General features: G+C 49.3%; 12 protein-coding genes and 2 pseudogenes. 8 read left to right on the top strand and 6 right to left on the bottom strand.

All coding sequences use genetic code 11. The features are described 5' to 3' along the window. Positions 1–28: 28 nt before the first annotated feature. On the top strand, positions 29–178 hold the full coding sequence (locus ACOTZF_RS10030) for an efflux RND transporter permease subunit (RefSeq protein ID WP_154693992.1): 150 nt from the start codon (positions 29–31) through the stop codon (positions 176–178). An 85-nt stretch (positions 179–263) separates the two neighbouring features. Here ACOTZF_RS10030 and ACOTZF_RS10025 read toward each other — a convergent pair whose 3' ends face one another. After that, on the bottom strand, positions 264–1,097 hold the full coding sequence (locus tag ACOTZF_RS10025) for an oxidoreductase (protein ID WP_062934411.1): 834 nt from the start codon (positions 1,095–1,097) through the stop codon (positions 264–266). A 104-nt stretch (positions 1,098–1,201) separates the two neighbouring features. Here ACOTZF_RS10025 and ACOTZF_RS10020 point away from each other — a divergent pair, with 104 nt between their 5' ends. The 3 genes and pseudogenes from ACOTZF_RS10020 (at position 1,202) to ACOTZF_RS10010 (ending at position 3,546) form a co-directional block, all read left to right on the top strand. Next, the gene (locus ACOTZF_RS10020) at positions 1,202–2,122 is read left to right on the top strand and encodes an AraC family transcriptional regulator (RefSeq protein ID WP_062934410.1); all 921 of its coding nucleotides are present in this window, start codon (positions 1,202–1,204) and stop codon (positions 2,120–2,122) included. Positions 2,123–2,166: 44 nt separating this feature from the next. Continuing rightward, positions 2,167–2,528 (top strand): annotated as a pseudogene (locus tag ACOTZF_RS10015) (MFS transporter); the annotation flags it as partial. Positions 2,529–2,664: 136 nt separating this feature from the next. Further along, a complete protein-coding gene (locus ACOTZF_RS10010) occupies positions 2,665–3,546 on the top strand; it encodes a restriction endonuclease (RefSeq protein ID WP_074135422.1) in 882 nt (293 codons plus the stop codon). Between the two features lie 535 nt (positions 3,547–4,081). On the opposite strand, the gene ACOTZF_RS10005 is transcribed toward ACOTZF_RS10010, so the two are convergent. After that, positions 4,082–4,960: a hypothetical protein gene (locus ACOTZF_RS10005; RefSeq protein WP_129317941.1), complete on the bottom strand. Its 879-nt coding sequence runs from the start codon at positions 4,958–4,960 to the stop codon at positions 4,082–4,084. A gap of 736 nt (positions 4,961–5,696) precedes the next feature. Here ACOTZF_RS10005 and ACOTZF_RS10000 point away from each other — a divergent pair. After that, a complete protein-coding gene (locus ACOTZF_RS10000) occupies positions 5,697–6,635 on the top strand; it encodes an omptin family outer membrane protease (RefSeq protein ID WP_013096729.1) in 939 nt (312 codons plus the stop codon). A 151-nt stretch (positions 6,636–6,786) separates the two neighbouring features. After that, entirely contained in the window at positions 6,787–7,257 is a 471-nt protein-coding gene (locus ACOTZF_RS09995; protein ID WP_062934407.1) for a hypothetical protein, read from the top strand. A 46-nt stretch (positions 7,258–7,303) separates the two neighbouring features. Here ACOTZF_RS09995 and ACOTZF_RS09990 read toward each other — a convergent pair whose 3' ends face one another. Then, entirely contained in the window at positions 7,304–8,227 is a 924-nt protein-coding gene (locus tag ACOTZF_RS09990) for a LysR substrate-binding domain-containing protein (RefSeq protein WP_061771639.1), read from the bottom strand. A 37-nt stretch (positions 8,228–8,264) separates the two neighbouring features. Next, entirely contained in the window at positions 8,265–9,167 is a 903-nt protein-coding gene (locus ACOTZF_RS09985) for a LysR substrate-binding domain-containing protein (protein ID WP_129317940.1), read from the bottom strand. 134 nt (positions 9,168–9,301) lie between these two features. Here ACOTZF_RS09985 and ACOTZF_RS09980 point away from each other — a divergent pair, with 134 nt between their 5' ends. After that, a complete protein-coding gene (locus ACOTZF_RS09980) occupies positions 9,302–9,844 on the top strand; it encodes a sugar ABC transporter (protein WP_097533524.1) in 543 nt (180 codons plus the stop codon). Continuing rightward, complete coding sequence (locus tag ACOTZF_RS09975) at positions 9,841–10,680, top strand: MBL fold metallo-hydrolase (RefSeq protein WP_062934403.1); 840 nt, start codon at positions 9,841–9,843, stop codon at positions 10,678–10,680. The genes ACOTZF_RS09980 and ACOTZF_RS09975 overlap by 4 nt, the downstream gene beginning before the upstream one ends. A 24-nt stretch (positions 10,681–10,704) precedes the next feature. Here the strand turns inward: ACOTZF_RS09975 and ACOTZF_RS09970 are convergent, their stop codons facing one another. Both ACOTZF_RS09970 and ACOTZF_RS09965 read right to left on the bottom strand, forming a co-directional pair. Then, a complete protein-coding gene (locus tag ACOTZF_RS09970; protein WP_038980538.1) occupies positions 10,705–11,208 on the bottom strand; it encodes a DUF523 domain-containing protein in 504 nt (167 codons plus the stop codon). 123 nt (positions 11,209–11,331) lie between these two features. Next, positions 11,332–12,074, bottom strand: a pseudogene (locus tag ACOTZF_RS09965) (SDR family oxidoreductase). Positions 12,075–12,151: the final 77 nt, after the last annotated feature.

Here is a 12,151-nt window from a genome sequence, read left to right as displayed (position 1 = left end):
CTCCGGGTTACTGACAGCCCTGGCTGTCGTGCTGGCATTCATACCGCTGACCCATTCCGTATTCTGGGGGACGCTGGCTTATACGCTGATTGGCGGGACGCTGGGCGGAACGATCATCACCCTTGTCTTCCTGCCGGCGATGTATGCGATCTGGTTCAGGATCCGTCCTGCGAGGTAATATGTTGGCGCAACACAACTCACACTCTTCCGGAGGTGAGTTGTGTTGTTAAAACAGGTGGGCTGTTTAGCGAAACGCTAAACGATTACCCATCCGTCGATCGCGTGACCTCTTCCCACCGATCAATTTCCTTCCCTAATGCGGCGAGCTTTTCCCGCACCAGGTTCAATGCGTCACTGCCTAACAATAAATGCGTTGGTGGGTTCTGACTCTCCATTATTGCCAGCATGGCGCGTGCAGCCTTCACGGGATCGCCCGGTTGCTTACCGCTTTTTTCCTTGCGTGCCTGACGAACAGGTTCGAATAATGCGTCGTAATCCGGGATAGTGCGCGCGCTGCGTACCATTGATCGTCCGGCCCAGTCGGTACGAAACGACCCCGGCGCCACTGCGGTCACATGTATGTTGAACGGTGCCAGCTCTTTGCTTAAAGTTTCTGATATCCCTTCCAGGGCAAATTTACTGCCGCAGTAATAACTGATGCCGGGCATGGTGATGAAGCTGCCCATCGAGGTGATATTGATGATATGGCCGCGACGTCGCTGGCGCATGCCAGGTAGCACGGCTTTGATCATCGCCACTGCGCCGAACACATTCACCTCAAACTGCCGGTGCATCGCGTCGAGCGAGGATTCCTCCAGTATCCCTTCATGGCCATAACCCGCGTTATTGACAAGAATATCAACCGGTCCAACGGTGGATTCTATCTCCGCCACCACCTCATCAATACGTGCAACGTCAGTGACATCAAGCAGGCGACCGTAAGCCCGCTGCGCATCAAGCGCTTCGAACGCCTGCTGTGCTTCACGGTTTCGCACAGTACCGACAACCCGATGGCCTGCGGCGAGGGCTTCCTCGGCCAGTGCACGACCAAAGCCGCTGCTGACGCCGGTAATTAACAGGTTTTTTGCAAATGTCATAAAAAGAACTCCTTTATGCGTGGAGTTTGCATGGTATCCTCTGACCTGCTGCATTTTTAGGCCATATTTTCTCTTTTTCTTGCCTGATTTTATGAGGGGCGATGATGTCCAAGATGCTCACCTTAATGAAATCACTTGCGGTGCAGGAGGGGTACAACCTGACGGCATTGCCTGATGTGCGAATTTTGCGCGCCGATCGCCCGCTTACCAGAACACCGGTTCTTTACGATCCGGGTATTGTGATTGTCTGCCAGGGAAGCAAACGTGGTTTTTTCGGGCAGCAGACCTATCTCTATGATGAGCAACACTATCTGGCGGTTTCGGTGCCGGTGCCGTTTGTGATGGAAACTGATGCCTCGGCAGAACATCCGTTGCTGGCGATTTACATGCATCTGGATTTTCAACTTGCTGCGGAGCTGATGTTGCAGATTGAACAGCACAACAACCCGCATCCTCCCGCCGCGCCGCAAAGTATGATGTCGAGCCCAATGGACAGTGCGGTCAAAACGGCCGTGCTGCGCCTGCTTGAAGTCCTGAACAATCCGTTTGAGGCGACGATCCTCGGTCCCGGGCGGGTACGTGAGCTCTATTTCCGCGTGTTAACGGGCGCCCAGGGAACCGCCATGCGCGCCGCACTGGCCCTACAGGGGCAGTTCGGTAAGATTGGCAAAGTGCTACAACGTATCCACATCACCTACGCAGAGCCGTTAACATTGACGCAACTGGCAATGGAAGCTGGAATGAGTGTGCCGACGTTTCATAGCCATTTCAAAGCGATAACCCAAATGCCGCCGATGCAGTATGTAAAATCGGTACGCCTGCACCAGGCGCGAATGTTAATGGTGCGTCAGCATATGACTGCCGCTGCCGCGAGCTATGCCGTCGGCTATGAAAGCCCGTCGCAATTCAATCGCGAATTTAAACGCCTGTTTGGTCTGCCACCGGCAGAGGAAATAAAACGCATGCAGCGTAACTTTGCTGTTCCGCCCATGCAGCAAGCGTCGGCGTTTGTTTCTTCGCATTAGGGCCTGCCCGGAAACCCGACTCACTCACCAACAGCCTGATGATTTTGTCCACGAGCATCTATGGGGCCGTGTTTGGCCTGGCTTCCGTTATTGGGCAGGTTCTGGGGGGCATCTTGATTTCTGCAGACCTGTTCCACCTTGGATGGCGGGCTATTTTCTTGTTAACCTGCCGGTTGCGCTGCTGGTTATTCTGTTTGGTCTGCCGCTGCTGAAAGAGAAGCGGGGGCAATCGGCACAGTGACTGGACCCCATCGGCATGCTGCTGGCCACCGTCACGCTGAGCGCGTTGATTGTGCCGTTGATCGAAGGCCGGGCGTCAGGATGGTCGTGATGGACGTGGCTGTCATTTATTGCGGTCCCGGTGCTGACCTTCAGATTTCGGCTACATGAGTCAAATATGAAAGAATGTATATGAATTTACTTGATAAAATCCCACCGAATCGACATCATTTTTGTTAAATGCAATACAGTGTGAAGTGGCATAAATCAGTTCAATGGTTCTAATTTACTTTTACTCAGAAGGTTGGTATGAGAGGTACATAATGGCTAAAAATACTGGCAAGGCTTATGAGGAGTTTGTTGGAGCAATTCAACAAAGCTTGATTCAAGCTGAGAAAATCTCTCACTTGAAAAATATTACAGTTGAAGTAAATAAAAAAATCATTGATAAAAATGGCATCGCTAGGCAATTCGATGTGTTTTGGGAATTTACCCTAGGGGGCTATGAATACAAGACAGTAATTGAATGCAAAGACTATAATTCATCTGTAAGTATCGAGAAAATTGACGCATTCATTGGTAAAACAGCTGACATCCCTGGCCTAAGACTAATTTACGCTACAAAAACAGGGTATCAAAGCGGGGCTCAAAAGAAAGCTGAGCAACATAAAATAGATCTTTTAATTGTCCGCGAAGCTGATAATGAAGATTGGCGCGCACCAGATGGTACACCGCTCATTAAAATTATTCAGTTGAATATTGTTGCGATCACTCCTCCGAGAATAACTGCCTTCTCTCCATTCATAGATGCCACTTGGCTTGACTCACAGAAGAATCTAAATATTGATGCTATAGAATCAGGATTCAGCCAACTACTCAACAACCAAATATTCATCCTTGATAAATCTTCTGAATCCAAATACTCTCTCCTAGAATTGGCAAACTCATTACCCGCGAGAATCCAAAATATCCAATATGGTGAGGGGACATACAAAGAAGAATTAGACGACGCTTACTTAGAGTCCGAAAATGGTGAACTAAACATTAAATTGAGAGGTTTCTCACTTAACTATATATATAGCAAACCGGCAGAAACATTTTCTACAATTGACTACTCGAAAGACTTATTGGGCATAGTACAGGACTATATTTCTGGCACTAAACAAATCGTTTACAAAGACGGAGTGATAAAGGACCACATTTAATTTAAATGTTAATTAAAATAGATACAGCATATATCCCCTTCAAGTTTGTGGCCCTCACCAGGGCCACCTCATTGTCATCATGAATATACAATACAGAATTAAAGCACAGTAATCTCAGCAGATTTACTACCAATTTGCATTTCATATACTTCGCCCAAAGTTAACCTGCGCTTCAACAAAGCAAGCTATGCATGAAGATCCCCCTAATGCGCCTGGTCACTAGCATACTACCCTTAATCCAATTGACAATGAACTGGCGAAAACACATAGAACTCCTAAGTGCTCTGCATTCTATATCTCTAAATTAGAATTAGTGCTAGCAGGGTCAATTTCAGAAGAAAGGAAGCAGCGATGCCATTTCTTGACCAAAATGGTGCTTTCCTCTTCTTTTCTTTTTACATACGTATAATATAATAGCTGGTTTCCCTTAGCTTTAAAGCCCTGCTATCTTCAACTTTGTGATTTCCTCCAAAATAACAAAGTTGAATACTTCGGTAATTGAAAAAGAGGGTCCAAATAAGTCCCTCTCTTTCTCTCACTGTAACTTAGGGCAACCGCCAATTAAGTTCACAACTTCAAAAACATCGTTCTGCACTTGTATTAATTCGCATTCGTCAACATCTATTTCGTCATAACGTAAACCGGCTCCACCTCTGATACCATCAAGTAAGCTCAGATCAATTTTTTCATGATAATATTCATTGAATTTTTTAGCAGCCGCCGCAAGATTATGGCTATAATTTCTCAGACAACTTCTCTCTAAACCTGCTTTCAGCAACCATGATTTAAGAATCTTCTCTACAAATTGATTGTAGGACCATTTCGCATTACCTAGATGTCTAACGTTAGACTTAATATTAGACTCAATAATCTTTAAGTCATTGACCGCAGCTTTTATCATATCCAGATCGCTACCCAACCACTCCGCTATAATAACTGAAGCATTAAGGCCTTTTTTAAATTTATTAAATATCTCTTCTTTTTCTTGATAAGAAAGACTTGAAGAAAATGCCTGAGTCATGCCGTCCATCATCAATAAGATATTCGTTTCGTTAGGGGCCATTTTAACGCTCAAATCCTCCTCAATGAGGAAGCAGCATTGCCCCATAAAGTTTGGAAGTCTGCAAATCATTAAATCACCGCGAACTAAAAGCAGTACATAACCAATGTCGATATTTTTATTTTTTCTATTGCCATACATTTCGTCATACCATGCTGATATAACATATGATATCCGATGCCCTTCGGACATATATCTTTTCTCTTTTGAAGCATAAATAGGTAAATCAACCTGAAGTTTCTGACTTAGAATTGCCATACATCTCATCGTCCGCTGAGGAATGGGAACAGATTCATGACAAAAGCCATCATCAATTTCTTTGATCAAAGCTCTAAGGGCCTCTGTTCTAATCATTTAACTTACCTTACTAGATTAAATTATGTTCGATTACCCACATTATACCCACTTCGACCACTCCCCTCTTACTGCCCACCAGTATTTTTGGTTATCCGCCTAAAAACCAGTATTGACGGGGGTTAGAGCGTTTTTACCCACTTTGTCCAAGTATATAGGCGCAAAGTGGGGAAAACAGAGGGACTTCCCCAGCCCTCCCCACTTACCACTAACTTTCTAACCCGCTTATCTTAACGATTGTATAGTTAATACGTCACCATTCTGGATAATCAATCCATCATCAACCAACTTTTGAACCCAGCGGCTAAAATGCTTAGTATCAGTGCCCGTCACTTTCAAATCATCGCGCAGAACAGCCCTGGTACAAGGTTCACCTTGCATTGTTCTACTTCGGATATCGTCGCGCTTCTGGCAATGGCGGTATGCCTCGCGACTAGCGCCGGATTGAGTATCCGGCTTATCCGTCGCGCCTGCTCTGGCGTGAGCGTATCTGTAACGGGCACCTGACAATACGTATTCGCCCCGAATATATCCCCGCTGTTTTCGGAAGTATATTTACATCGATCAATGATTGTTTTTTAACCCAATGGCCGCCTCCTTCAGGCAGCCCAAAGTTAAATATCGCTCCCTAGGTCAAATAATAAAAAAATACCAAAACTGGCAGTTGATTCTTATTTGTATGACTTTTAAGATTTGTCTGCAAGGCATTGATTAAATTTGATTTAGGGAAATTAAAATGACAAAAAATATTGTTGCCGGAATGATGATGGCCGCGTTTTCAGGGGCAGTATATGCAGGATCCGCACAAGCCATACCGGATTTTTCACCGGAAAGTTTATCGGTTTCAGCCTCTGCCGGGATGCTGAGCGGAAAATCCCATGAAATGGTGTACGACGAAGTCACAGGAAGAAAAATCAGCCAGCTCGACTGGAAAATCAAAAATGTCGCCATTCTGAAAGGCGATATTTCCTGGGATGCTTATTCATTTTTGACACTGAACGCCCGCGGCTGGACGTCTCTGGCATCAGGCTCGGGTCATATGGATGACTACGACTGGATGAATGCAAAACAATCCTCCTGGACAGACCATTCATCCCATCCTGCGACCAACGTCAATTACGCCAATGAATACGATCTCAACGTTAAAGGCTGGATCTTCCAGGGCGATAACTATAAAGCTGGCGTAACCGCAGGTTATCAGGAAACGCGCTTCAGCTGGACGGCGACCGGTGGCTCTTATAATTATGATAACGGCACCAATACGGGCAACTTCCCGGCAGGTGAACGCGGTATTGGCTATAGCCAGCGCTTCTCCATGCCGTACATTGGCCTGGCGGGTCAGTACCGTTTCAATGATTTTGAATTCAATGCCCTGTTTAAATTCAGTGACTGGGTACGCGCGCATGACAACGACGAGCACTATATGCGCGATCTGACCTTCCGTGAGAAGACCTCTGATTCCCGCTATTACGGTGCGTCGGTTGACGCAGGTTATTACGTCACGCCGAACGCCAAAGTGTTCGCAGAATTTACCTATAGCAGTTACGAAGAAGGTAAAGGCGGTACGCAGATTATTGATACCAATACTGGCGAATCGGGCTCTATTGGCGGAGATGCTGCCGGTATTTCAAACCGCAACTATACCATTACCGCGGGTCTGCAATACCGCTTCTGATCCCGTTGTGGTTAATCAAGATCGGGCCCCTGACGGGGCCTTTTTGTGATGTTGAGTTAAACTCACATTGATTCTGACTATTTGTCGTTTTTCAAACTCGTTGCTCCTGAAATATCATCCTTCAAAATTGATAAATGTTCAGGGAGCAAACATGACGCTTGACGTTATATTTCATTTAATGAAGCTGGTCTCACTAGATGAATATTCATCCGGCGCCAATTTATCGGCACTGCTGGAATCGCTGTCAGCAGAAAAAGAGAACGATGTTACCCTTGCGGCCTTTGTGCATCGCCTTCACATTCTGTGTGCCGCTCACAACGACCCCATGCAAGCTGAAGCGTTGCTCGCCGCTAATCTGCCAAAAGAAGGTGAGCCCCTTCCCGTACTGGATTTTTCAGGATGGCCGCTAGTGCGTTACGCCCTTTCAGGTGAATTACAAACGCCCGAGTCCGAGGCATACTTTCAGAAAGTCACGTCGGCTGCCACTATATTGCGTGCAGCGATAGTAGATTCAGAGCGCGCAAAAAATACGCCTGCGATCGCTATTCTCGATAAACTTCTCAACCTGAACGGTGCATTGCCGGAAAGGTATAAAAAAATGGCAAATATTCCATACGCCTGAAGTCTATAGAGCAGGATACGCCCGCGGCATATCCTGCTTTTGATAACTACAGCCGATGCTCGTCGTATTCCAGACAGATGATATCAAGAGAAGGAATGACCGGGGCATGCAGGTCAAGCCAGTCCAGCAGACATTCAATACTCTTTTTCCTGAGTGAATTTTTCGGCCAGACAATGTAATAACCGTCTCCGGTGGCGATGGCTTCTTTGAAAGGCAGCGCAAGCAGTCCGCTATTCAGCGCGTCAAGCGAAAGCAGCAGGTCGGCAATCGCGACGCCATGGCCGTTCATGGCGGCACTACTCCCCTGTTCAAGGGTGTCGAAAACCGCTCCGCGACTCATATCAAGCCCGGGGAATAACCCCGTCCTTCTCAGCCACCGCCGCCAGTCGCGTCTGTCCGGGGAAGGATGGATCAGATCGCACTGCGAAAGTTGCTCTCGGGCAGATTCCAGTAAAGCGGGGTTACAGACCGGAATAAGCCATTCACTGAAAAGCAATCGGCTCTCCGTTGACTCGCCAAAATGCCCGTTGCCCAGCAGGATCGCGCAATCATAGGGCTCTCGCGTGAAATCAACGGTATCGATGTCCATCCAGACGCTGGCTATTTCAACGTTGGGTTTTTCATGATGTTCACGAAACGATCGCAGGACGTTAAGCAACCATCTCATGGTGAGCGTACTCGGTGCCTTCAGCCGCAACAGGTGGTTTTCACTTCTGAAAGCCCGACAGGCCCACTCGATGCTCCTGAACCCTTCGTGAAGCTGCCCGGCCAGAACACGCCCCGCCTCACTGATCTCCACTCTCGGCCCCTGCCGTTTGAACAGCTCACAGTCGAACCACATTTCCAGGGTGCGGACATGTCTGCTGACCGCGCCCGGCGTAATATTGAGCACTTCAGCGGCTTTACTGAAGGAGTTTACTCGCGCAGCGACTTCAAAGGCGCGCAGGGCATAGAGTGGTGGTAAGGACATAATTCCCCTTTACAGGATGGCGGCCGAAACCAGAGCTTCATCTTGAGTGACTGGCAGGCGTAGTGATTTCAGCCAGCAGCCAGCGTTCAAACGTCACTAACGCCGCGTCATTGATTCCCGTTTCCGCCGGTTTAATGAAACAGAATGTCTTAATTAACCTTTCTGAGGCAGGCCATGGCGAAACCAGCATGCCGCTGCATAGTTCGTTTTCGATATACATGCGTGGTATCAATGCGACGCCGTGACCTGCCAGCACAGCAGCGATCGCCATTTCATGAAGATCGTAGCGTACGCCCTGAGACGGGTTATCAAGACTGATCCCGCTTTCCAGCGCATAGCGATGCCACGCATCCGGATTCTGCCGGCGATGGATCCGCGCAAGTGCATTGAGTTGCTCACCGTGTTCCTTATCCATTAACAGTGCAGGATGACACACCGGCACCAGTTTTTCCTCAAACAACGGCTGCAGTCGCATCCCGGCCCATGCGGGATGTTGAAAATGCACGACGGCATCAAAGCCGCTCCCGGGCAAAATAAACGGATCCGTTCTGGCCGCAAGATTGACTGAGATCTCAGGGAACTGCGAGGTAAAGCGGCTCAGGCGGGGAATGAGCCAGCGGCTGCAAAATGTCGGTAGCACGGCAATATCCAGACTCTGAGTCCCCTCCTGTATGCCCATGATGTCCTGAGTCTCCCTTTCGAGCCGCTCAAGGGTTTCACGTACATGATGAGCATAGCGCGCGCCAGCAGGATTTAGCTTTACGCGGCTCCCGGTACGGTCAAACAGTTTGCAGTTTAACAGCGATTCCAGACGTGCAATCTGGCGGCTAATCGCCCCTTCCGTCAGAAAGAGCTCCTCTGCAGCCCGGGCAAAATTACCGTGCCTGGCAGCGGCATCAAAAGCCTGCAGAGAGGCGCTACTGGGTATCTTTTTGCGCATTAAGCCTGGTCCTGATGCCACGCACATTCTGCGCAGTCGATGAGTTAATGTCACTGAACCATGACATAGTATCGATTTAACGCACGAAAAACAGCTTGTAGCATGATGAAAAGTCATTAAGCGAAGAGGTTGTGATGTTCTATATCGTGGAATGCTCGTATAACGATCCGCCAAGCGAAGCTGAGTGGAACGCGTTTTATAGTCAGGAGAAATTGCCCGCCCTTCTCTCCGTGACCGGATTTATGACGTCTCAGCGTTTTCGGGCCATCACGCCTGGCTGCCCGGTTTATCTTGCCCTGCATACCGTTACCAACGCGGATGTTTTGCACAGCGAAGAGTACCGTCTGAAAGGCGGCGGTAATTTTTCTCGCTGGCAGAGGTGCATAACTGACTGGCACCGTAATCTCTATGCCTGTGAAGATCCGGCGCCCGCTCTCTCCTGCGATCACATTTTGCTGTTAAGCACTCATCTCGTTAGTCCTGCCGGACACAGGGCCATCGACATGCAGGCCGTGGGGCTGGATTGTTCCCCGGAACGTCGCGTTGCGTGGGTGTTGCCTCGTGAAACTGCCATCCAGGCTTCGCCTCTTCCTGAGGTCTATCTCTACGAACCACTGACGCCGCAGTTGCAGCGTTCAGGCAACAATACGCAACCAGAACAGCGGAGTACGCGATGATTCAGTCCACCTTCCCGGTGCGCCAGATTGGCGATTTTGAGATTACCGCGCTCAGTGACGGCGTTCTGTCAGCTCGTCTCGATTTGCTCTCAGGAATAGAAAACGCAGCGGCAAACGAAATCCAGGAGCATGCAGGTGTCGCGGAACCCGGTGATATTCACATCAATGGCTACCTCATCCGGGGCCGGGGGAGAATTATTCTGGTTGACGCTGGCGCAGGTGGGGTGAACAACGTGGGGGGTGACCTTATCACCCATCTCGCCGCGGTTGGCGTGGTTCCTGACGAGGTGGATACCGTTTTATTAACGCACTGTCATCCGGACCATATTGGTGGTCTGCTGGATGCTGAACAGCGTCCTGTCTATCAACATGCAGATATTTTTCTTCACCCTCTGGAAGCGGAACACTGGTGGGACGATAACACGCTAAACAGTGCCGATGCGCGTACAGCGCGTAATTTCAGGCTCGTGCGCCAGACGTTACAGGCGTGTGGTCAACAGGTGCGTTTTTTCGATGAGAACAGTGTTACCGAAGGGATCCTGCCGGTCTGGTTACCCGGCCACACGCCCGGACATACCGGGTTTCTCATTCACTCGCATGACAAGGACTTACTGATATGGGGAGATATTGTCCACTACCCGCATATACAGTCTGCCCTGCCGGAGGTTCGCATCGCCTTTGACGCGGATCCTGCACAGGCCGAAGCAACGCGCAAAGAGGTGCTGGAACGCGCGGTCAGGGAAAATCTGCTCGTTGCGGGAATGCATATCGGGCCGCAAGGTTTTGCGCGCGTTCTCCGTATGGGAAGTGGATATCGACTCTCTTACTCTGGTTAAGACGTCAGGCTTGTTCATTCGCGTTCAGCATACGGGCTTTTCTCTTTCGTCAATCCAGCGCATCAATTCCGGAAGCTGCGTTTCTGAGAATACCGCGATCCCATGTTCAGCGAGTAATGCTGCCGCGACACCCATCCCCGTGTTGCGCACGCCGGTAAAAGAACCATCATAGATATGCTGGCTCCCGCAGGTTGGGCTGCCATCCGTGAGCAGCGCCGCGCGGCAACCATGCTCCTGTGCGGTACGTAGCGCCAGCCAGGCGGCAAGCTGATAGTGCTCTGTGACATCCTGGCCCGTATTCTCAATGATTCTGGCCTGCCCGCGCATGACATCCCGACCGTCGGCCGACAAAATCTCTGCTGGTGGTCGGGGCACCGGCAACCCGGCAGCCAGTTCAGGGCAGTGGATCACTAACCGCTGCTCCGCTTGCCAGCGGGAGAGTTGCGCCATCGCCTTCGCTTTTTCGCTGCCGTTGTAACGCACCCTGAACCCCATCAGGCACGCACTGACCAGAATTTTATTTATCATCGCTTCCCTGTCGTGTAGATGATGAAAGTGAGGAAGTGTAACACGCTGCGGTTACTGGCGTGGGTGGTGAAGGTTGGCAGTGTGCGCGAAAAACACGTACTTATCACATCAACGTCACCCGATTCAGCCCCTGCTAATCAGATCTTCGCGCGTTGGGCCTTGAAATAGATGTGGCTTATATGGCAACTGCGAGGTTGCATCAGTACAAAACGAATGGTTTCCCAGACCGAGCGCCCGTTCAGCAGACCGTCCCCCATTCTGGATTGATCATCAAAAGCTGGCTCTAATCCGGTATTTTCGAAATCGGGTGGATACAGACCAGTAACACGTATGTTTTCTTGAGACATTTGCCGCGACAGTTTCGTTATAAACCCGCTCAGCCCATGTTTACTGGCGAAAAAAGCGGGATGCGCAATTGAATCGGTGAAATTCGGGATCCCACAGGAAGAGATAATCGAGATGATATCAGCGCTGGCTGAACGTCTTAATCCGGGCAGTAATGCCTGAGTAAAGAGAATCGAACCCGTCAGACCTGAACTGATGGTATTGATAATTTCTGTCTCTGGCTGATCGTCTAACCTGCCTGACAACCACTGAGCAGCATTGAGGATTAAAATGTCTACAGGCTTGTCTGACGTTAACAGCTGTGAAGAAAACTGAGAAATGGAATCAGGTTGGGTTAAATCACAGAGATACCCTTTTGCCATGCCGCCTTCAGTAGTGATGATGCTGCAGGTGTTTTAAATATCATCAGCGCGCCGCGCGCAAAAATCCACCTCGACACCTTCTCGTGCCAACCACACGCACAACGCCTGTCCAAATCCCCCGCCGCCGCCAGTAATGACGGCTCTTTTACCTCCCAGCATCTTCATGTCTCCGTTTGTCGTGAGTATGTGTTGGTGGAAATATAGCATGGGGAGGCGGAGCGACATCTTTCCGTTAG

It is taken from the genome of Enterobacter cloacae complex sp. SHL021, from assembly GCF_049237765.1.
In the GTDB taxonomy this organism is placed as follows: domain Bacteria; phylum Pseudomonadota; class Gammaproteobacteria; order Enterobacterales; family Enterobacteriaceae; genus Enterobacter; species Enterobacter cloacae.
The sequence above is the reverse complement of the archived record's forward strand: the minus strand, read 5'-3'. Positions and strand labels throughout refer to the sequence as shown.

Bases quoted from the DNA above. Each gene is read 5' to 3' on its own strand.
- ACOTZF_RS10010 (WP_074135422.1), top strand. From the start codon at position 2,665: ATGGCTAAAAATACTGGCAAGGCTTATGAGGAGTTTGTTGGAGCAATT.
- ACOTZF_RS09980 (WP_097533524.1), top strand. From the start codon at position 9,302: ATGTTCTATATCGTGGAATGCTCGTATAACGATCCGCCAAGCGAAGCT.
- ACOTZF_RS10000 (WP_013096729.1), top strand. From the start codon at position 5,697: ATGACAAAAAATATTGTTGCCGGAATGATGATGGCCGCGTTTTCAGGG.
- ACOTZF_RS09970 (WP_038980538.1), bottom strand. From the start codon at position 11,208: ATGATAAATAAAATTCTGGTCAGTGCGTGCCTGATGGGGTTCAGGGTG.
- ACOTZF_RS10005 (WP_129317941.1), bottom strand. From the start codon at position 4,960: ATGATTAGAACAGAGGCCCTTAGAGCTTTGATCAAAGAAATTGATGAT.
- ACOTZF_RS10020 (WP_062934410.1), top strand. From the start codon at position 1,202: ATGTCCAAGATGCTCACCTTAATGAAATCACTTGCGGTGCAGGAGGGG.
- ACOTZF_RS09990 (WP_061771639.1), bottom strand. From the start codon at position 8,227: ATGTCCTTACCACCACTCTATGCCCTGCGCGCCTTTGAAGTCGCTGCG.
- ACOTZF_RS09985 (WP_129317940.1), bottom strand. From the start codon at position 9,167: ATGCGCAAAAAGATACCCAGTAGCGCCTCTCTGCAGGCTTTTGATGCC.
- ACOTZF_RS09995 (WP_062934407.1), top strand. From the start codon at position 6,787: ATGACGCTTGACGTTATATTTCATTTAATGAAGCTGGTCTCACTAGAT.
- ACOTZF_RS10025 (WP_062934411.1), bottom strand. From the start codon at position 1,097: ATGACATTTGCAAAAAACCTGTTAATTACCGGCGTCAGCAGCGGCTTT.
- ACOTZF_RS09975 (WP_062934403.1), top strand. From the start codon at position 9,841: ATGATTCAGTCCACCTTCCCGGTGCGCCAGATTGGCGATTTTGAGATT.